General features: G+C 71.9%; 16 protein-coding genes and 1 tRNA gene. 5 read left to right on the forward strand and 12 right to left on the reverse strand.

Annotated features, from left to right (window positions below):
• A partial coding sequence (locus tag C503_RS0125675) for an ISAs1 family transposase (protein WP_026316698.1) occupies positions 1–270 on the forward strand: 270 nt, incomplete at its 5' end.
• A 213-nt stretch (positions 271–483) separates the two neighbouring features.
• On the opposite strand, the gene C503_RS0125680 is transcribed toward C503_RS0125675, so the two are convergent.
• From C503_RS0125680 to C503_RS0125705, 6 genes are all read right to left on the reverse strand, one after another.
• Positions 484–1,272 (reverse strand): serine hydrolase, encoded by a 789-nt coding sequence (locus C503_RS0125680; protein WP_156893479.1) that lies wholly within the window; start codon positions 1,270–1,272, stop codon positions 484–486.
• Positions 1,273–1,507: 235 nt separating this feature from the next.
• Positions 1,508–1,981, reverse strand: coding sequence for a thioredoxin-dependent thiol peroxidase (bcp, locus tag C503_RS0125685; protein ID WP_018685094.1), 474 nt, complete (start codon positions 1,979–1,981; stop codon positions 1,508–1,510).
• A gap of 21 nt (positions 1,982–2,002) precedes the next feature.
• Complete coding sequence (locus C503_RS40835; RefSeq protein ID WP_018685095.1) at positions 2,003–2,539, reverse strand: hypothetical protein; 537 nt, start codon at positions 2,537–2,539, stop codon at positions 2,003–2,005.
• Positions 2,540–2,731: 192 nt separating this feature from the next.
• A complete protein-coding gene (locus tag C503_RS40840) occupies positions 2,732–2,914 on the reverse strand; it encodes a hypothetical protein (protein WP_018685096.1) in 183 nt (60 codons plus the stop codon).
• 31 nt (positions 2,915–2,945) lie between these two features.
• Positions 2,946–3,431: an SsrA-binding protein SmpB gene (gene smpB / locus C503_RS0125700; RefSeq protein WP_018685097.1), complete on the reverse strand. Its 486-nt coding sequence runs from the start codon at positions 3,429–3,431 to the stop codon at positions 2,946–2,948.
• 313 nt (positions 3,432–3,744) lie between these two features.
• Positions 3,745–3,818, reverse strand: a tRNA-Leu gene (locus C503_RS0125705).
• Between the two features lie 101 nt (positions 3,819–3,919).
• Here C503_RS0125705 and C503_RS0125710 point away from each other — a divergent pair.
• Positions 3,920–4,141, forward strand: a complete 222-nt coding sequence (locus C503_RS0125710) for a DUF3618 domain-containing protein (protein ID WP_018685098.1) — start codon at positions 3,920–3,922, stop codon at positions 4,139–4,141.
• Here C503_RS0125710 and C503_RS0125715 read toward each other — a convergent pair.
• Together C503_RS0125715 and C503_RS0125720 are read right to left on the reverse strand one after the other, a co-directional pair.
• The gene (locus C503_RS0125715) at positions 4,138–4,476 is read right to left on the reverse strand and encodes a hypothetical protein (RefSeq protein WP_018685099.1); all 339 of its coding nucleotides are present in this window, start codon (positions 4,474–4,476) and stop codon (positions 4,138–4,140) included. The two genes, C503_RS0125710 and C503_RS0125715, sit on opposite strands and share 4 nt — an antisense overlap.
• 118 nt (positions 4,477–4,594) lie before the next feature.
• On the reverse strand, positions 4,595–5,230 hold the full coding sequence (locus tag C503_RS0125720; RefSeq protein WP_018685100.1) for a TetR/AcrR family transcriptional regulator: 636 nt from the start codon (positions 5,228–5,230) through the stop codon (positions 4,595–4,597).
• A gap of 77 nt (positions 5,231–5,307) precedes the next feature.
• Here C503_RS0125720 and C503_RS40845 point away from each other — a divergent pair, with 77 nt between their 5' ends.
• A complete protein-coding gene (locus C503_RS40845) occupies positions 5,308–6,819 on the forward strand; it encodes a flavin-containing monooxygenase (protein ID WP_018685101.1) in 1,512 nt (503 codons plus the stop codon).
• A 29-nt stretch (positions 6,820–6,848) separates the two neighbouring features.
• On the opposite strand, the gene C503_RS0125730 is transcribed toward C503_RS40845, so the two are convergent.
• The 3 genes from C503_RS0125730 to C503_RS40855 form a co-directional block, all read right to left on the reverse strand.
• The gene (locus C503_RS0125730) at positions 6,849–7,307 is read right to left on the reverse strand and encodes a helix-turn-helix domain-containing protein (protein ID WP_026316700.1); all 459 of its coding nucleotides are present in this window, start codon (positions 7,305–7,307) and stop codon (positions 6,849–6,851) included.
• Between the two features lie 145 nt (positions 7,308–7,452).
• Complete coding sequence (locus C503_RS40850; RefSeq protein ID WP_051114940.1) at positions 7,453–9,087, reverse strand: LCP family protein; 1,635 nt, start codon at positions 9,085–9,087, stop codon at positions 7,453–7,455.
• Positions 9,088–9,596: 509 nt separating this feature from the next.
• Positions 9,597–11,717 (reverse strand): phospholipase A2 family protein, encoded by a 2,121-nt coding sequence (locus C503_RS40855; RefSeq protein ID WP_018685103.1) that lies wholly within the window; start codon positions 11,715–11,717, stop codon positions 9,597–9,599.
• Between the two features lie 501 nt (positions 11,718–12,218).
• On the opposite strand from C503_RS40855, the gene C503_RS40860 reads away from it, so the two are divergent.
• Positions 12,219–15,698, forward strand: a complete 3,480-nt coding sequence (locus tag C503_RS40860; protein WP_018685104.1) for a BTAD domain-containing putative transcriptional regulator — start codon at positions 12,219–12,221, stop codon at positions 15,696–15,698.
• A gap of 190 nt (positions 15,699–15,888) precedes the next feature.
• Here the strand turns inward: C503_RS40860 and C503_RS0125750 are convergent, their stop codons facing one another.
• Positions 15,889–17,112, reverse strand: coding sequence for an MFS transporter (locus C503_RS0125750; protein ID WP_018685105.1), 1,224 nt, complete (start codon positions 17,110–17,112; stop codon positions 15,889–15,891).
• 561 nt (positions 17,113–17,673) lie between these two features.
• On the opposite strand from C503_RS0125750, the gene C503_RS0125755 reads away from it, so the two are divergent.
• Positions 17,674–18,585 carry an SDR family NAD(P)-dependent oxidoreductase gene (locus C503_RS0125755; RefSeq protein WP_033401068.1) on the forward strand — a complete coding sequence of 304 codons (912 nt, stop codon included), beginning with the start codon at positions 17,674–17,676 and terminating at the stop codon, positions 18,583–18,585.
• Positions 18,586–20,190: the final 1,605 nt, after the last annotated feature.

A 20,190-nucleotide genomic window follows, 5' to 3' on the forward strand; every position in this document is an offset into this window, starting at 1 on the left:
ACCCAACACGCACACCCCACCAGGGTCGCCACCTACATCCGCAACCACTGGCACATCGAAAACCGACTCCACTGGGTCCGCGACGTCACCTACACCGAAGACGCATCCCACGTCCGCACCGGCAACGCACCCCGCGTCATGGCCAGCCTCCGCAACCTCGCCATCAACACCCTGCGCCACCACGGATGGAACAACATCGCCCAAGGCCTACGCCACATGAGCCGCAACCCACACCGACCACTCACACTGCTCGGAATCCCCACCCACTAACAAAACGACTTTGCCGACCCCCTGCCCCACCAGGGGGCGGGCCGACTAACGGGACGCTAGGCGATCATGGAGGCTGTCGATATCCCCCGATCGGGACCTGTGGATGAATCGGAGGGATTGTGGACAACTCCCCGGGAACCCCCGATTCCAATCCTACCGGGCACCCCCGACCAGCAAAAGCACGAACGATCTTGCCTGTGGACAGACCCAAGCTCACCGCAGCAACGGCGCCAACACCTTCATCCCCGCCGTAACCGACCGAGCCCCAGTCCCGAACCGGACACTCAACGGATGGGACGTCAGCACGATCACGATGTACCGCCAATCCCGCCCCACCAACCCCGTACTGTGCAACACGATGTCATTCGTACTATTTGACCACCCCTGCTTGATAGCCCACGGCTCCACCCCCGCCGACGGAATGCCGAAATACTGGTCGAACCCATCGGCCGCCGAACGCGGAGCCGCCGCCAATGCGTCGACGATCAGGGAGCGGTCGTCGGCAGGCAGATCATGGAGAATGTACTGATAGACCGTCGCCACATCATGGGCGGTCAGGATGACGTCACCCCAGCGGCCGATGATGGCCGGGGGTTTGGTGGCGCGCAGGCCCAGTTTTCGGGCGGTCTTGGTCACGAGGGCGGCCCCGCCCTCGCGTACCCACAGGGCGCTGGCGATGTCGTCGTCGGAGAGGCTCAGCATGCGGGCGATCTGTTTACGGGTCAGCGCGTCCGCGCCGTCGGACAGGGTGGCGATGGCGATGAGGAGTTTCACCACGGACGCCGAGCGGAACTGGCGGTCCGGGTCGAGCGAGACGATCTCGGCGCCGGTGGTCCGGTCCACGACCAGCGCGCTCACCTTGGCCGACCGGTCCACCGCGCGTACGGCGGCGGTGATGTCGCCCGTCGCCGGTGCCGCCGCGGGGGCGACGGCGGGTCTGGCCGGGTCGGTCGGGACCACGGTGGGTGACTCGGCTGTGGGCTGTGGTGGTATCTCGATCAACTGTGGTGGTATCTCGATCAATTCGGGTGCCGCGGAACCTACCGCGGTCGGGCTGCCACAAGCTGTGGCGAGTACGGCGATGAGACTGAGTAACGCGAGTGAACGGCGCACGTGGGGAATACGAGGGTTCCGAACGGGAAAGTTGACCCGCTCGGCTGCCAACTTTCCCGGTCGGAACGACGTATACGGCGCTCGCCCTATTCAGGTTGCCTGGCGTCTGGAATATCCCGGGAAATCAGATCTTCAGGTCCTTGCGCAGTTTCGCCACGTGCCCGGTGGCCCGCACGTTGTACAGCGCGTGCGAGATCACACCATCGGCGTCGATCACGAATGTGGACCGGATGACCCCGGTGACCGTCTTGCCGTAGAGCTGCTTCTCGCCGAACGCGCCGTACGCGGTCAGGACCGCCTTGTCGACGTCCGACAGCAGCGGGAACGTCAGCCCCTCCTCGGCCACGAACTTCGCCAGCTTCGCGGGCTTGTCCGGGGAGACGCCGAGTACCGCGAAACCGGCGTCGTTCAGCTCGGCCAGGTTGTCCCGGAAGTCGCAGGCCTGCTTGGTGCAGCCGGGCGTCGACGCGGCCGGGTAGAAGTACAGCAGCACGGAACGGCCGCGGAGGTCGGCCAGCGTGACGTCGTTGCCCTCGCTGTCGGGCAGCGTGAAACCGGGCGCCGGGTCGCCGGGGGAGAGGCGGTTCTGGTCAGTCATGCGGCTGACGCTAGCGCGGGTTCAGACCTGGCCGTCGAACACGGTCGCCACGGCCGCGCTCGACGGGTCGGGTTGGGCGCTGACCAGCATGTTCACCCGTTCCTCCGGCACCGCGAACGCCACCGAGAACCGCACGCTGCGGCCCGGCGGCACATCGTCGGTGCCGACCGCGCCGGTGTAGCCCTGGGTCGCGTCGATCACCTGGCGGATCTGCAGGCCGTCGGCCGTCGCGGTCAGCGACAGCAGCGTCGGCCGGTACGAGGTGGTGCCGTCGTTCTGCACGGTCATGTCGAACCCGACCGCGCGCGGCGTCTCCGGGGACGGCGGCTGGGTGGGCGCGAACGCGCGCGGCGCGGAGATGGTGAGGGTGAGACCGTTGCCCAGCGGCTTGCGCTCCTCGGCGCGCGAGGTCGGCACCTCGGCGCGGGCGAGGTTGTCGCTGGGGCCCGCCGCGGTGGGCGGCCGCTGCGGCGCCTCGGAGTACGCGGTGCCGCTGCCGCACCCGGCGACGGCCACCAGGAGGGCGCAGGCTGTCACCGCCGATACGACGGTCTTCACGGTCGTGTGCCTCTTTCATGTGCGCGGCCTGTTCCTGGCCGGGGGACTCGGGGGAGGTACGACTCCACCATGACGGCCCACCCCCCGCGTCGCCGAGCCGAATGGGCCGTTGAGTCGTACCTGGTTCCGCACTGTGGCCGAGCCGTGATCACCGGTATACCGGCGGTGACCGCCGACACTGCGCCGGACGGCTCAGGCGGCCAGCGCGAAGAACAACACGAAGAACCCGATGGCCAGCAGCCAGATGGCGAACAGCCAGCCGAAGTCGCGCAGCGGGCTGATCGGACCGGTGTCCTCGCCCGGTACGTGGACGCCGTGCTCCTCGAACTTGTCGACCAGGCCCAGTAGCGCGCCGAGCAGTCTTGGCACCCGCACCGAACGATGGTGACACAGCGGGCCAACCCGGCTACGCCCTGCCCTCGACCCGGCGCCTGCCCTTGAGGTGCCGCGCGAACGCCCGCTCGACCTCGCGCCGCGCGTCCCGGGTGGCCAGGTCCTGGCGCTTGTCCCAGGTCTTCTTGCCGCGCACCAGGCCAAGCTCGACCTTGACCCGCCCGTCGGAGAAGTACATCGACAGCGGCACCAGCGACAGCCCGCTCTCCCGTACCCGCGTGTCCCACTTGTCGATCTGCCTGCGGTGCAGCAGCAGCTTGCGCACCCGGCGCGGCGTGTGGTTGGTCCAGGTGCCCAGCGCGTACTCGGCGATGTGCAGCCCGCGCAGCCAGACCTCGCCGTCGTCGATGGTGGCGAACGCGTCGACCAGCGACACCCGCCCCAGCCGCAGGCTCTTCACCTCGGTGCCCACCAGCACGACCCCCGCCTCGACGGTGTCCAGCACGGCGTAGTCGTGCCGTGCCCGCCGGTGCGTGGCGATGGTCCCCTTGCCGCTCATATCCCCGAGCTTAAGCGCGGGCCGCAACCGAGATTATGGTCATGACGGCCACGCGCATTCCCACGAACGGGCGGGGAGCGGCCGCGGACCGCTGCTCCCCATGGACCGGATCCGGATCGTGGTCGGACCTGTTCTCACTGGTCGGACCATCACGTGGACCTTCCAGGGTCTTACTCGAACCCCTCCCCACCAGACGCAACCACAGCAGGGGGTCCGGGGGCTCGCCCCCGGCTGGGGTTTGGGGGCTCGGCCCTCAAAGAACACACGAAACAAGAAAGGCTCGCGCTCTCCGCGAGCACGAGCCTCCCACTTGTGGGGCCGGAGAGACTCGAACTCTCACTGGCACGGACCTAAACCGTGTGCCTCTGCCAATTGGGCTACGGCCCCGTCGGGGTGAGACAAGCCTAATCGGCGTGGCCCGTGCGCGGCCGGGGTGGTGGGTGATCTACCGTGGTCCACGCCGACGGCGTGCTGTGCGAGGAGGACAAGTGGCCCGCGATCCCGACACCATCCAGCGTGAGATCGAGCAGGCGCGGGACGCCCTGGCCGCGACGCTGGACCAGCTGGGCGCGAAGGCGAGTCCAAAGCGGCTGGTGGACAGCGCGAAGTCGAGCGCGCGGTCGCGGCTGGACGACCCCAGGGTGAAGTACGCGCTGGTCGGCGTGGGTGTGCTGGTGGGTCTGCTGGTCGTGCGCAGGCTGTTCCGCTAGGTGAGCGCGGCGGGCGGCGGCGCGGCCTCCTGCCGGTCGTCCTCCCCGGCCGCCTGCGGCGGGATCGCCGGTTCCGCGGGCTCCGCAGGTTCCTCGGCCGGGCTGTGCCGGGCGGCCAGATAGGCGGCGGTGAAATCCACCGCGTCGCCGTTGAGGGTGTGCACCACGGTGCGCTTCTTGTCCCCCGCGGCGATCTTCTCCACCAGCTGGTCGGCGCGGTCGCGGGCGGCGATCAGGCCGGGCGCGGTGCCGGTGAGGGTCTGGCCCTTGCCCTTGACCTCGACGGTCCAGTCGTCGCCATCGGGGATGTAGTTCGCCAGGATCGGTTCGTACATGACTGGCCCCTCCTTGCCGTGGGCTCGGCTGCCCCACACCTGGCAGCTAACCCGCAGCAGGCCGATTCCGCTCGCCGATTTCCGTCACCCGGGTCGGGCATCCCACCCGGGCGGGCGACTACCGAGCGGTACCCCGGCCGGGTGTGTCCACGGTCACCCCGGCAGCCAGTCCGGTCCACAGTGTCCGCATGAGGTGGTCGGCGGCCTGCTCGGCGCTGACATCCGCCCGGGTGACGTACCAGAGCGAGAGCCGCTCGCAGGCCCCCACCACGATGTGCGCGGTGGCCTCCAGCGCGGCGGGCGGCGCGTCCGGCAGGTACCCGGCGAACAGCGCCATGTCGATCTCCACCTGCTCCCGCCGGGCGGCCTCCACCTCGGCGACCGCGGCCGGACCGGCCACCGCGGCCTCGTTGCGCAGGATCAGCGCCCAGGACCGCCGGTGCGCGTCGGTGAACTCGAAGAACGCCACCAGCCCCCGGCGCAGCGCCTCGGCCGGGCCGGACGCCCCGGACGCCGCCGCGGTGGTGGCCCGCGCCAGGTCGGCGCGTGCCGCCCGGATACAGGCGACGAGCAGGCCTTCCTTCGACCCGAAGTACTCGTAGAGCATGGGCTTGGACACCCCGCACCGCTCGGCGATCTCGTCCATCGAGGCGGCCAGGTACCCGCGCTCGGCGAAGATCTCCTCGGCGACCGCGCGCATCTGCCGCTCCCGCTCGGCGCGGGGCATCCGGCGGCGGGGCGCGGTGTCGGTCACGGACCGGACTCTACCGAAAGTAACCTACTTGAAGTAAGGTTGACTCCCGGTAACACCTGAGTGAGGGAGGGGCCGCCGTGGGCGAGCACATCCACACCGGCGTGGTGATCGTCGGGACCGGGTTCTCCGGCCTGGGCATGGCCATCCGGCTGCGTCAGGCGGGCCGCGCCGACTTCGTGCTGCTGGAGAAGGCGGACGAGGTCGGCGGCACCTGGCGGGACAACACCTACCCGGGCTGCGCCTGCGACATCCAGTCGCACATGTACTCGTTCTCCTTCGAGCAGAAACCCGACTGGACCCGCTCCTACGCCCCCCAGCCCGAGATCCGCCAGTACCTCCACGACGTCGCCGCCAAGTGGGAGCTGCCCCGCTTCACCCGCTTCGGCGTCGAGGTCACCGGCGCGCGCTGGGACGAGCAGGAGAACCGCTGGCACGTGGCCACGGCGAACGGCGACACCTACGTGGCCCGGTTCCTGGTGGCGGGTATCGGCGCCCTGCACATCCCGTCCGTCCCCGCCCTGCCCGGCATCGAGCGGTTCCAGGGGCGCACATTCCACTCGGCCCGTTGGGACCACGACTTCGACCTCACGGGCAAACGCGTCGCGGTCATCGGCACCGGCGCCAGCGCGGTCCAGTTCGTCCCCGAGATCGCGCCGAAGGTGGCGGAGCTGACCCTCTTCCAGCGGACACCCCCCTGGGTGATGCCCAAGCCGGACCACCCCATGCCGGACTGGTCCCGGCGCCTGTTCGCCCGGGTTCCCGGCACACAGCGTGCCTACCGGCACTTCCTCTACTGGGTGAACGAGGTCCGCGCGGTCGGCTTCAACGGCCACCAGGGCATCCTCAAGTACGCGTCCAAGGTCGCCGCGCACAACATCCGCCGGTCGGTGCGGGACCCCGAGCTGGTCCGCAAGCTCACCCCGGACTACGTGATGGGCTGCAAACGAGTCCTGATCTCCAACGACTACTACCCGACCTTCAACCGCGCCAACGTCCACCTGGACACCACCGGCATCGCCGAGGTCCGCGAACACAGCGTGATCGGCAACGACGGCCGCGAACACCAGGTCGACGCCATCATCTACGGCACCGGCTTCCACGTCACCGACTCCTACGACTACCTGTCGATCACCGGTGTGAACGGCCTCGACCTGGCCGGACACTGGCGCGCGCACGGCATCAACACCCACCTTGGCATCACCGTCGCGGACTTCCCGAACCTGTTCTTCCTGCTCGGCCCGAACACCGGCCTCGGGCACAACTCGGTCGTCTTCATGATCGAGTCCCAGGTCGGCTACATCGCCGACGCGATCCGCCTGACCGACCGCCACCGGGCCGCGGCACTGAACACACGGCACAGCGCGCAGGAGTCGTTCAACGCCGACATCCAACGCAAGCTCGCCAACGGGGTGTGGAGCAAGGGCGGCTGCACCAGCTGGTATCTGGACTCGCACGGCGTCAACCGGACTGTGTGGCCGGGCTTCACCTGGCGCTATTGGCTACGCACCCGAAAGCTCGACCCGGCGGACTTCGAGCTGACGGTTCAGGCACAGGGCCGGAACAGCACTCAGGCGCTCACGACCCACTAGCGTCGGCCCAGCCCGTGGTGCCCACGGACTTATCGAGCGGACAGCTCCCGCAGCTCCTCGACCAACACCCCGGTCTCCATCCCGCACAGCTCCGCCAACCGATCCAATGCCACCTTGTCCAGATGCACCTCTTCCTGGCCCGTCAACAACTCCGCCGCCCACCTCCGCAGCGGCAACAGCTCCGGCCGCGTATCGGCCACCGCACGCTTCAGATCCACCCGCACCCGCCCGATTGGCGTGTCCGCGAACACTCTGTCGTGCACCCGCGCCATCAGGTCGTGCGGTAGGGCGTCCAACGCCACGCAGATCTCCACGAACCGCACCACCGAGCACTGCCGTGTGCCCAGCTCGTACGTGGCCAGGGTCTGCAGCGAGATGTCGCTCTGCAGCTTGCTGTTGAGCTCCTTGCGGGTCCACCCCCGCTGCTTGCGCAGCTTGCGGATCTCGTCGCCGAGCACCTTCTGGTAGGTCGCCCCATCGATGCGCACGGTCCGCCCCTTCTCGACGATCGGCCCCTGGTCCGATCCCTCGACAGTGGAAGTGGCGAACCGACTGCCCATTACGCGAATACGGGTGAAGTTGCTCCGAACGGGTGAGGAAAACCGGTCGAAATCCTCAGGTCCGCCCGTCGGCTCAGTTCACGCAGGGCGGGCCGCCCTGCAGCGCCGCCAGCCGCGGCCCCGGGTCCAGGTCGAGCAGGGCGTCGCCCGCCAGCCGCTGGCCCTGGGTGCCGGTGGTCGGGAAGTCCTTGCCGATCAGCACGGTGACCTTGCCCTTGCCCAGGTTGGCGTCCGGCTCCGCGGCGATCTTGCCGCCGAGCGCCTTGACGACCGCGGTGCCGTTGGCGTCCTCGCCCGCGGCGTATCGGATCACCGACTTGGCCCTGGTGGCCGCGGTGCCCGGCTCGCCGGTCTTGAAGCCCTGGCCGGACAGGGTGTCGGTGACCTCGGCGGCCAGGCCGCTGTGGCTGGTCCCGTTGAGCACGGTCACCGTGGGCTTGGCCGCCTGCTGGTCCGTGCCGGGCGCCGGGGCGCCGCTGGTGGTGGTCGGCTGCGCGCCACCGCCGAGCAGGCCCTGCACGAAGTTGCGCACCTCGGTCGGGTTGATCTCGATGGCGTCGCCGTCGCCCGGGGTCTTCAGGTCGGGCCTGCCGGTCGGGATGGTGTCGAAGGTCAGGTTGCCGCCGGTGATCTTCAGCATCTGCTGGGCGAACCGCATGATGTCCCAGTTGCGGTCCAGCACCACCGACTTGGCGATGGCCGCCTGCAGGTTGTCCAGGGTGTCCGAGCCGGGCGAGAGCGCGTCCCCGGAGATGACCTTCTTGGCCATCCCGCTCATGAACACCTGCTGCCTGCGCACCCGGTCGAAGTCGCTGTTGGGCAGGCCGTGCCGCTGGCGCACGAAGGCCAGCGCGGGCGCGCCCTGCAGGGTCTGCACGCCCGCCGGGAAGTTCGCGCCGGAGTAGCTGTCCTTGACCGCCTTGTTCAGGCAGACGTCGATGCCGCCGATGGCGTTGGTGATGTCGTAGAAGCCGAGCAGGTTGACCTCGGCGTAGTGGTCGATCGACACGCCGGTGAGCTTGTTGACCGTGGTGATCAGGTTGCGCGCGCCGTCCTTGTTGGACTCGACCTCCAGCTGCGCCTGGTCGGTCATGCCGTCCTTGCGCAGCCGCTTGAGCGCGTCCAGCTTGGCCCGCAGATAGGCCGAGTTGATCTTGTGCTGGCCGTAGCCGGGGATGTCCACGTAGGAGTCGCGCGGGATGGACACGCCGACGGCCTTGCCGCCGTCGTTCGGGATCCGGATCAGGATCAGCGTGTCGGTGTTGAGCTGGCCGTCCTCCTTGCCCGCGTTGAGCATGGCCAGCTGCTCCTTGGACAGCGGGTGCCCCTGCGCGTCGACCCGGCTGTCCATGCCGACCAGCAGGATGTCCACCGCGCCGTCGGCGGGCTTCTCGCCTGCCGGGGTGTCGATCAGGTCGGCCTTGGTGACGCCGTTGGCGAACGAGTCGGTGATCCGCCAGTAGTAGCCGGTCGCGATCAGGACCGCCGCGGACAGCAGGCTCAGGAACACCTTCCCGCCGATCCGGCGCGACCGTTCCGGCGCGCGTTCCCGCGGCGGCGTCGACCGCGGGCGTGGCCGTGCTCGCTCGGCCTCGGCGGCCGACTCGACGACCGGACGGCGCCGTGGACCGGAGTCCTCGCGGCCGGGCGCGCTCTGCAGCCGGGTCGCGGCCGGGCGCTCGGCCCGCGCGCGATCCGGGCGGGGCACCGGGGCGCCGCGCTCTGGCCTGGGTCGGGGGGTCTCGCGGCCTGCCTGGTCCCGGCGGCCACGGTCGTCGCGCGGGTCGCGCGGGTCGCGGGACGGACGCGGCGGCTCGCGATCGGGCCGGGGGGCACGGCGGCCGTCACCCCCGCGCGGCTGGTCGTCGCCTCTCGGGTCGCGCGCGCCGCCGGGTGGGACGCGGCGCGCGGGGCCCGGGGTGCGCGGCCCCGGGCGGTCGCCCGGTCCCGTGCCTTGCCCTGCCCTCGGCGGCCGGTGCTCCACGCCTGCTCCTCCCTGTCGCGCCGCGAACGGCCGGTGCTCCCGGCCTGGCCCGTACCTACCCCCGGACGGTCGGACTCGACCGGTTCCGGGCGGACCGGGAACGCCGTGAGCGCATGGGTGCTCTCCGGTATGAGACGTGCGAGACCGTTCCCGGGTTGTCCCGTAGCGTGGCACACGGCGCCGAGTCGCCGGTCACGGCACGCGCTCCCGGCGACACGCACCGCCCTATCGAGTCACGCCCGCGAACCCGGCCGAGCGGGCCTGAGCAGGCGGATCCGGCGGGCCAGCCGGGGCGCGGCGCAGCCGCAGGCGGCCACCAGCGCCACCGCCGCGGTCGTGCCGTAGAGCACCACCGCGGGGCCCTCGGCGGTGGACATCGGCGGCACGCAGGCGAGCGCGGTCAGCAGCCACGGCCACGGGGTGGCCGAGCCGCCGGTGCGCACCGAGTGCAGCAGGTACCAGCCGAGCAGCAGGTGGATGATGCTGGTCATCGGGTCCATCGGCAGGCCGAGCAGGACCGGGCCGTGGTGCGTGCCGGTGAGGCCGCTCACCGCGAACCCGATGATGCCGAGCGACCCGTAGCCGGTGCCGACCGCGGCCGCGACCGGGTCCCAGCGGTGCACCGGCCGGTCGCCCGGCCGCACCAGCCCCGGCTCGGCCCGCGCGCGCCACTCGAACAGCAGGAACGCCAGCGCGGTCGGCACCCCGAGCAGGGCCAGCGCGAGCAGCGTGCGCGGCCGGATCAGCCAGTCGACGGCCGAGGCGGGCAGGCCGACCGAGGTGGCCGCGCCGACCAGCCCGGCGAGCAGCAGCATCGCCCACAGGTACACCAGGTAGACGGTCATCGGCGCGGTCCGCACCCGGCACACCGCCAACGCCAGCCGTCCGTGGGCGATGGCCCGCACCCGATCGGGGCCGGGCGCCACCACCAGGCACAGCTGGGCCAGGCCGAGCAGCAGCACGCCCAGCGCCGACGGCACGAAGCTGGCCGTGCCCGTGGGCTCGGCGATCAGCTCGCGGGTGTGCCCGCCGACCGTGGTCACCAGGACCAGGCAGACCAGCGCGCCCAGCCCCACCGCCAGCAGCGCCCGGCGCGGCAGCCCGGTGAACGCGCCGTCCGCGTAGTGGAAGGACAGCTGCCCGAATAGGCAGGCCAGCACGATCCCGCCCGCGTAGGCCGCGATCGTGCCCGAACCGAACAGCCCCAGCCCCACCACGACCAGCAGCAGCGCGGCGGGCGTGGCGACCGGCAGGTGCCGGTGCAGCCAGTGCTGGACCGGGGTCACGCCCACCACCAGCAGGTACAGCCCGAGCAGCCACAGCGGCTGGGCGACCAGCCTGCCGAACGCGTCGATCCCGGCGTCGGAGGCGTTGAGCAGGTCCAGCGACAGCGGCACCACCAGCCACGCGGTCACGAACGCCAGCACCGGCCGGATCAGCCAGCACACCCGCCCGGCCAGGTAGCCGCCGTAGCCGGAGCCGTCGGCCACCGCGGCCCGCCAGGCCAGCAGGTTCGAGTCGCCGCCCGCGAAGAAGAACAGCGGCACCAGCTGCAACACCCAGGTCAACGGCCACAACGCGCCGATGTCCACGCCCAGCACCGGCGCGAACGCCAGCACCGACTCGGCCAGCAGGAACGCGCTCAGGCTCGACACCCGCAGGAAACCCAGATAGGCCGCCCTGTCCCCGGCGCGCGCGTCCAGCGGAGGCACTGCACGCGGGACTCCCGTGCGGCGACGGGCGAACGCGGGCACGCGCACCGCCAGCAACACCGCGACCACCAGCAGCGCCAGCGCCCAGGTGCCGATCGGCTCCGCGCGCGGCGGACCCCAGCGCTGGTGCCACGAGTTGGCCACCAGGCCCGCCGAGAAGAACGAGGCGACCAGTTGGCACGTGCCCGCCGACCCGCGTGGGTTGGTCCCGCAGCGGGCGTGCATGTCCTGGGAGAGCCGGTCGTCCAGCGCCCGCCGCACCGCGGGCGCCAGCGGCTGGCCCTTGGTGGCGGCGTAGCGGAGCAGGTCGTAGCCGAGGTCGTGCGCCTTGCACCCGACCGAGAAGTCCCACCGGGTGTTGTCGTCACCCCACGGTGTCGAACAGCCACCGTCCACATGCACCGCGCGGATTGTCCCGTCCGGCGCGGGCAGCCGCCCCGGGGCCACACCGGACACCCGGGTGAAGTCGGCGGGCAGCAAGGCGATCGGGTCGACCCCGGAACCCGGGTGCAGCAACGCGTCCACCGCGGCGGCGGCACGGGCCACGTCCCCTGTGGGCGGCCGTGTCGGCTCGTTCGGGGCCCGCGAGGCGACCACCCCGAACCCGCCCGCGACCAGCACCACCAGCAGCAGCCACCCCACCCGGCCGCGCAGTCTGATCGGCAGCCGGTGCTCCGCCCGTGATCCCGTCGCAGCGGACGGTGTCGCCGTGGACTTTGCTGTGGACTGTGTAGTCGTCAGGATGTCGTCCCCAAACCCACCGAGCGGTCATCGCGTGCCCCCACCGGGGGAGGCTACCCGGCCGGGGTGGCGGCAGCGGGCGGACGAGCGAACCGGGTACGTGGTCCGGGGTGGACCGGGGGGACGTGGCACGGCGCACCCCCAGGACGCCGCGCCACGGTGGTCCCCCCTGGTCCTCCGCGGACCCCCGGTCCCCCCGAGAACACACGCTACGGCCTGACCTGGCAGCCGGCCTGTACCGCGCATAGATCCGGGTACACGCCGAGAAGACCCCGCCCACCTGGGCCAATTCGGGTAGCCGATGCACTACGATGAGGAACCGGCAACTCTGTTGCCGGTGCGGCGGCAAGTTCGGCCGCACATCCGTGCGGTATACCGGCCGACGCCGGGGGAGGGGGCGGCATGGGCGACCCGCCCGGCGCGTTCGGCGAGCTGCTCCGCTCGCACCGCACCCGGGTGGGCCTCACGCAGCAGCAACTGGCCGAGCGGTCCGGGGTCAGCGTGCGCGCACTGCGCTACATCGAGCGCGGCGAGGTCGGCATGCCCCGCCCGGACTCGCTGCGCAGGCTGGCCGACGCGCTCGGGGTCACCCCGGAGGCGCTGGCCGACGGCGCCGCCGCGGCCCCGGTCCGGGCCCCGCGCGCCGAGCTGACCGTCGGCGTGCTCGGCCCGTTCGACGTCGCCCAGGGCAGCCGGGAGATCAACGTGGGCGCGCTCAAGCAGCGCGGCCTGCTGGCCCTGCTCGCCCTGCACCCGAACCGGGCGGTGGGCCGCGAGGAGATCATCGACGTGCTGTGGGGCGACGACCCGCCGGACAGCTGCCACGGCCTGATCCACAACTACGCCTCCCGGCTGCGCCGCGTGCTCACCGAGGCGGGCAAGCGCAACGCGGGCGCGATCACCACCACCCCGGCCGGCTACCGGCTCACCGTCCGCCCCGACCAGCTCGACGCGCTGCGCTTCGACGACCTCACCCGGCAGGCCCGGCTGGTCCGCGGCACCGACGCGGAGACCGCCGCCGAGCTGTTCGCCGCCGCGCTGGCCACCTGGCGCGGCCCGGTGCTCGCCGACCTGCCCACCCGGCTGCGCAAGCACCCGGCCTCGGTGGCGCTGGCCGCGCGCAGGCGCGAGGTGGCGCTGGCCTACGCCGACGTGGCGCTGGCCCTGGGCAAGCACGCCGACGTGGTGGCGGGCATCCGGCCGCTGGCGCACGAGGAGCCGCTGCACGAGGGCCTGCACGCCCGGCTGATGCTGGGCCTGGCGGGCACCGGTGAGCAGGCCGAGGCGCTGCGCGTGTTCGCCGACATCCGCACCCGGCTGGACGAGGAGCTGGGCGTGGAGCCCGGCCTGGAGATCCAGGACGCGCACCTGCGGGTGCTGCGCGACCGGCCGCCCGCGCCGCTGCCCGAGCCGGTCACCCAGCGCCCGCCCGCCCAGCTGCCCGCCGAGACACCAGGGTTCGTCGGCCGGGCCGCCGCCATCGCCGAGCTTGACGAGCTGCTGGACCGGGTCGGCGAGACCCCGGGCGTGCTGATCGCCGTGCTGTCCGGCACCGCGGGCGTGGGCAAGACCGCGCTGGCGCTGCGCTGGGCGCACCGGGCCCGCGACCGGTTCCCGGACGGTCAGCTCAGCGTCAACCTGCATGGCTACGCCGCGGCCGCCCCGCCAACCACCCAGGAGGTGCTGGTCCGTTTCCTGCACGCGCTGGGCGTGCCGCCGGAACGCGTGCCGATCGACCCGGACGAGGCCGCCGGCCTGTACCGCACACTGCTCACCGGCAAACGCCTGCTGGTCGTGCTGGACAACGCCGCCACCGCCGAGCAGGTGCGCCCGCTGCTGCCCGGCTCGTCCGGCTGCTTCGTGCTGGTCACCAGCCGCGACCGGCTCACCGGCCTGACCGCCCAGGACGGCGCCTACCAGGTGCCGCTGGATGTCCTGGACGCGGGCGAGGCCATCGACCTGCTGGGCAGGCTGGTCGGGGTGGGCCGGATGCGGCGCGAGCCGGACGCCGCCGCCGAGATGGCCGCCATCTGCGGGCACCTGCCGCTGGCGCTGCGCATCGCGGGCGCCAACCTGGCGATCCGGCCGCTGATCAGCATCGCCGACTACACCCAGGAGCTGCGCGAGCGCGGCCGGATGACCGGGCTGGCGGTGGCGGGCGACGAGTCCGGCGCGGTCCGCGCCGCCTTCGACCTGTCCTACGAGAAATTGGTGCCCGCCGCGCGCAGGCTGTTCCGGCTGCTCGGCCTGGTCCCCGCCACCGACGTCGACCCGGCCGCGGCGGGCGCGCTCAGCGGCCTCTCCCCCGGCGACGTCACCCGGCTGCTGCGGGTGCTCGACCACGGCAACCTCATCCGCGAGCACAGCCGCGGCCGCTACACCTTCCACGACCTGCTGCGCGAGTACGCCTCCGGCCGCGCCGCGGCCGAGGACGCCGAGCCGGAGCGCGCCGCCGCCGTGGTCGCCCTGTTCGACCACTACCTGCGCGAGATCGAGGCCAACAGCGCGGTGCTGTGGCGGGTGGTCGGCACGGTGCCCGAGCAGGGCGCCGAGGAACGCGCCATGGCCTGGCTGGACGCCGAGCGGGCCAACCTGGTCGCCGCCGCCACCGCCGCCTCCGGCCTCGGCCTGCACCGCTACGCCTGGCGCTTCGCCGAGGCCATGCGCCAGTACTTCTGGAACCGCGGGCACGGCGCGGACGGCCTGGCCGTCGGGCACGCCGCGCTGGCCGCCGCCCGCGAGGCGCGCAACCTGGACGCCGAGGCGTCCGTGCACGACCTGCTCGGCCTGATCCACACCAACCTCAGCGACTACGTGGCCGCCATCGAGAGCCACCGCTGGGCGCTGGAGCTGAGCCAGTCCACCGGCAACCGCATCGTCGAGGCCGCCGCCCTGCACAACCTGGGCCGCGCGCACTCCCAGCTCGGCCAGCCCGCCCAGGCGTCGGCGTTCTACGAGCAGGCACTGGAGCTCAACCGGGTCATCGGCAACCGGTTCGGCGAGGCGGGTGCGCTGAACTACCTGGGCAGCACAGCGCTGTCGCTCGGTCGCCCGCAGGAGGCCATCGACCGGCACACCGAGGCGTTGGAGCTGAGCACCCGGATCGGCAACCGGCACGTGCAGGCCGCCGCCTGCCAGGGCCTGGGCCTGGCGCTGTGGGCGATGGGCGAGCTGCCAAGGGCCGCCCGCCGCTACCGCGAGGGCATGGCCATCTGCCGCCGCTACGGCTACCGACACGGCGAGGTCAGCATGCTCATCTGCCTGGCCGAGACCGGCTGCGACGCGGGCGACTACGCCACCGCCGCCGCCCAGGTCCGACAGGCCATGGAGGCGGGCAGGCAGCTCGGCGAGCGCAGGCACGAGGTCAGCGGCCTGGACATCCTGGCCACCATCCAGCAGCGCACCGGCGAGTGGTCCTCCGCCGCCATCCACTACACCCGGGCGCTGAGCCTGGCCCGCGAGATCCGGTTCGGCTACGGCGAGGCGTCCATCCTCACCGGCCTGTGCGCCCTGTACCGCCGCACCGGCGACCCGCGCTCGGCCATCGAGCACGGCATCGGCGCGCTGGCGTTGATGCGCGACACCGGCATGCGTGCGCTGGAGGCACGGGCACTGACCGAGCTGGCACACGCGCAACTGGACAACGGCGACACCGAGGCCGCGGTCGAGCACATCGAGCAGGGCCTGGACATCGCCGTCCGCACCGACCAGACCCTGGCCGAGGCGCGCGCCCGACACGTGCGCGCACTGGCCCGTCAGGTCACGGGGGACCGGGCGGGTTCCTTCGCCGACTGGCAGGGCGCGCTGCCCACGTTCGAACGGCTGGGCGTACCGGAGGCCGCACACGTGCGCGCCCTGTTGGCAGCCCTCACATTGGACTAGTGGTGCGACCCAGAACGTCGACCGCGTCTCGACCCGCCCACGACGTGCCTGACGGCACCGCCGAAACGACCAAGTACATCCAGTACGAGGCCGTCCCGGCGGCACCGCCAGACACGCCGTGGACCCGCCGATACACGGCCGACGTTCTGAGTCGCACCACTAGTTACCGGGACTAGCTACGCGGGACTGGCTACGCGGCTTCCGGCTGGTCGGCCGAAGCGGAAGTGGACCGTCGTGGTGTGCCGGTCGTCTCGTGCATCCCCGACCACACCATCGACATCGGCACCGCGATCAGCACGCCGAGCAGGCCCGCCAACGCCACCGTCTGCATCGCCGAACCCAGCAACTCGGCCACCGCGCCACCCAACGCCACACCCAGGCCCTGCGACACCCGCAGCCCGGTGCGCGCGGCCCCGAACGCGGCACCGCGGATCTCGTTCGGCACCAGTGTGTTGAACACGGCCATCACCGTGATCTGGTACGCGCCCACCGCGCCCGCCAACGCGAGCAGCAGCAGCGCGAGGATCAGGCTCGGCTTGAACACGAACAGCACCAGCACGCCCACCGACGCCGTGGCCAACGCGCCGATCAGCCGCGGCCGGTGCCGCGCGGGCACGAAGTGCGAGATGACGAACGTGCCCACGATGAAGCCCAGCGGGTCGGCGGCCAGCAGCCAGCCCACCGCCTCCGGGGCCGCGCCCGCCTCCCTGGCCAGCGGCGCGGCCAGGCCTTCCGGGATCACCGCCAACCCGACCAACCAGGACAGTGTCAGCAGCACCCGCAGCCTGCGGTCGCCGAACACCCACTTGGCGCCGTCGAACCAGCGGTCGTTCTTGGACCCGGCGGGCGGCCGGTTGCGCACGTCCCGCCACACCAGCACCGCCGACACCGCGAACGTGCCCGCGTCGATCAGCAGCGCCGGGGTGATGCCGATCGCGGTCACCAGCACGCCGCCGCCGCCCAGGCCCAGCAGCATCATGGTGTTCGTGGTGATCCCGCGCAGGTCCTGGCTGCGCAGGTAGAGCGCGTCGTCCGGGAACACCTCGCGGGTGGTGGCGTTCTGCGCGGCCATCGCGGGCGCCTGCACCATCGGCACGATGATCACCAGCACGAACAGCGCCCACAGCGGCATGTGCGGGATCGCCATCAGCCCGACCACGGCCGCCTGCACCACCGCGCAGATCACCATCAGCGTCCGGCGTCGGTAGCGGTCGGCCAGCCAGGACAGCCCGAGCCCGCCCGCGAGCGCGGGCAGGAAGGTGAGCGCGTAGATGCCCGCGGAGTAGAACGCCGAGCCGGTTCGGTTGTAGACGAGGATGGCCAGCGCCACCCGGGTCAGCTGGTCGCCCGCGACCGAGATCGCCTCGGTGAACCAGAGCGCGCGGAACTCCCGGTCCGCGAGTACCGCGGACATTCTCGGCGCTGCTCTGCCCACGTGTGCTCCCGTCCGGCGGGCGGGTGGCCCGCTCGGCTGACTCCATCCTCCGCCCCCTGGGTCTGGGCGCGGTGAACCCGGTGACGCCTGCCGCAGGGTCATCGCGGCGTCGCACAGAGTACCGGCAAGTTCGGCCGGTATCGGTACTGGTGAAGGTTCCCAGTTCCACAAAACCGACCGATGCGCCCGTCCGGCGCAATCCCGGTGACCTGTGGGTGTCAACCGGCGAGCTGAACGGCTCAGCGCGTTCGGCGCACGCCCTCGGCCACTCGGCGCCGCCCCCGCCGGGCGACCCGGGTGGCGACGGATGGTGACCAACACTGTCGGTAGCCGGTGGTGGGCTCACGGTTCACCGCCGCGGCCGGTGGGATCCGGTCGCGGGACAGGGGCCGGCGACGGGCGAGTCGGGGTGACACGGGTATGGACGGCTTGGACGGCAGGGGCTTGGACAGTGCTGTGGACGGCGGGAGCCTGGACAGTGCTGTGGACGGTGGGGGCTTGGACGGCATGGACCGGAACGGCCTGGACGGCCTGGCGGGGATGGTGTCGGCGGGGGCGGGCGGCGCGGGCCTGACCGGCAAGGCGGTCGTGGTGACCGGTGCGGGCCGGGGGCTGGGCGAGGCGTTCGCGGTGCACCTGGCGCGGGCGGGGGCGGCGGTGGTGGTCAACGACGTGGACGCGCCGCAGGCCCGGCGGGTCGCGCGGCTGATCCGGGACGCGGGCTTCCCCGCGGTGGCGAGCACGCATTCGGTCGCCGACCCGGCGGCGGCGGCCGCGATCGTCGAGCTGTGCGTCGCCGAGTACGGCGGCATCCACGGGTTGGTCAACAACGCCGGGCTCACCTACGAGGCGCTGCCGTGGGAGGACGACCCGGCGCGGGCGCGCGCGGTGGTCGAGGTGAACCTGCTCGGCGTGATCCACACCGGGTTGGCCGCGATCCGCCGGATGCGCCCGGCGGGCGGCGGCTCGATCGTCAACATCTCCTCCGGCGCCTCGCTCGGCCAGCGGACCATCGGCGTCTACGCGGCCACCAAGGGCGCGGTCTGCACCCTCACCTGCTCGTGGGCGCTGGACCTGGAGGACTGTGGCATCCGGGTGAACGCGGTCTGCCCCAAGGCCTACACCAGGATGGTGTGGACATCCGAACGCGCCGCCCGGCACACGCCGCCGGACCGCACCCCGGACCGGGTCGCGCCGCTGGTGCACTTCCTGCTCGATGACGACCGTTCGGCGGGGATCACCGGACAGATCATCCGGTGCACCGGACCGGAGTTGCACATCGTCGGACAGCCCTACCTGAAGGCGCCCGTGCTGTATCGGGACGAGTGGGACGTGGACGCGGTGACGACCGCCTTCGCCGAGGTGCTCGGCAGCCACCTGGAACCGTACGGCCTGGAGAAGCGTTCACCTTCCAGGCTGCGGAAATGGCTCGCGCCCGCGCGCACCGCCTGAACCCGGTGAGTTCGATCACGCCCGGACGGTCGGTGTCGGGAGACCGCCTGCGTGGGGCGCGCGGAACACACTGCGGTACCACGGTTGGATCTCCGCGGGCTACGACGAACGCCGCAACGGCTTCGGCGACACGTCCGAGTAGTGTCATGCTCCATTCGGGCGCTGCTTGGCGTAGCGGGGTCGCTACTGTCGGCGCAGGACGTACGGTGGAGACAGTGCCGCGCCCCCGCTGGACCGGCTCACGGCGGGGCGTGACACACGGCAGGAGCGGGACGCGATGTCCTGGGCAGCACGCGTTATCGAGCGGCAGGCGTGATCGGGAGAGCCGATCGGCCGGGGCCCGCCGGGCCCCGGGAGGGAATCCGGACACACGGGACCGTCACGGTGGACAACCGGCGGTCGGACCCGGGCGTCCCACGGGACGCGGGAACGGAAGGGAGGCACCGATGGATCTCACCCGGCACGGGAACACGGGCACGCCTCCCGGCGGCGTTCCCGGGAACCCCGGTGGGGACACAGGGGACAGTACGGTCGGGATCACCGGTCACGGGACATCGCGGGCTCCTTCGGACGATCCGGTCGACGAGTCGGCTCCGGACGGGGCGGGGGTCACCAGTCGCGAGAGCGCATCGGCTGCTCCTTCGGTCTCCGGGGGTATGGGGGACGGCGGGCTCACCAGTCGCGGGAACGCATCCACGGCTCCTTCTGGCTCGGCTCGGGCGGGGACTCTCGGGTTCACCAGTCACGAGACATCAGGCGCTCCTCGGGGATCGAGTGACGGGGCGGGGACTGATCGGGTAGGGACTACCGGGTTCACCAGTCGCGGGACATGTGCGGCTCCTCGGGATTCGGGTGGGGTAGCGGGGACTCTGGGGTTCACCAGTCGCGGGACATTCGAGACTCCTTGGGGGGCTGATCGAGTGGCGGGGACGGACGGGTTCACCAGTCGCGGGACATCTGCGGCTCCTCGGGGATCGACGGACTCGGCGGGGGCTTCCGGTCTCACCAGTCGCGGGACATCGGGGACTCCTCGGGGATCGAACGACTCGGATCGGGCGGGGACTGATCGGGTAGGGACTACCGGGTTCACCAGTCGCGAGAGCGCATCTCGGGTTCCTTCCGGGTCGGGCGGGGCGGTCGAACGGGACGGTCTCACCAGTCACGGCTGCGCATCGGGTGCTTCTCCTCGGATTCCGGTCGGTACGGACGATGCACGGTCCACTGAGGCGGGACCGGACCTGCGGGTCACCAGTCGCGGGACATTCCGGGCTCCTTCGGACGGTCGGATCGGCGGTGTGAACATGGGCGGGGAGGGGGACCTCACCAGTCGCGAGAGCGCATCACGGGCTCCTTCCGCTGCGGCGGGCTTCGGGCTGACGGACTGTGGACCGGTGGACTGCGGATCGGCTGACTGCGGGCCGGTGGACGTCGAGGGCGGTGTCACCGGTCACCGGGACGCATCGCTCGCGGCTCCTTCGCTCGATGTGGACGGTCGGTCGGCGGACACCGGTCCCCGGGCCGCGTCGGGCACACCGCCGCGGGGATCCACGCTGGACGAAACGGCTGACGGACCGGAAGGTGACGCCATGGCCGCGGATCGCAACC

The sequence above is a fragment of the Actinokineospora enzanensis DSM 44649 genome (genome assembly GCF_000374445.1).
Classification (GTDB): Bacteria; Actinomycetota; Actinomycetes; order Mycobacteriales; family Pseudonocardiaceae; genus Actinokineospora; species Actinokineospora enzanensis.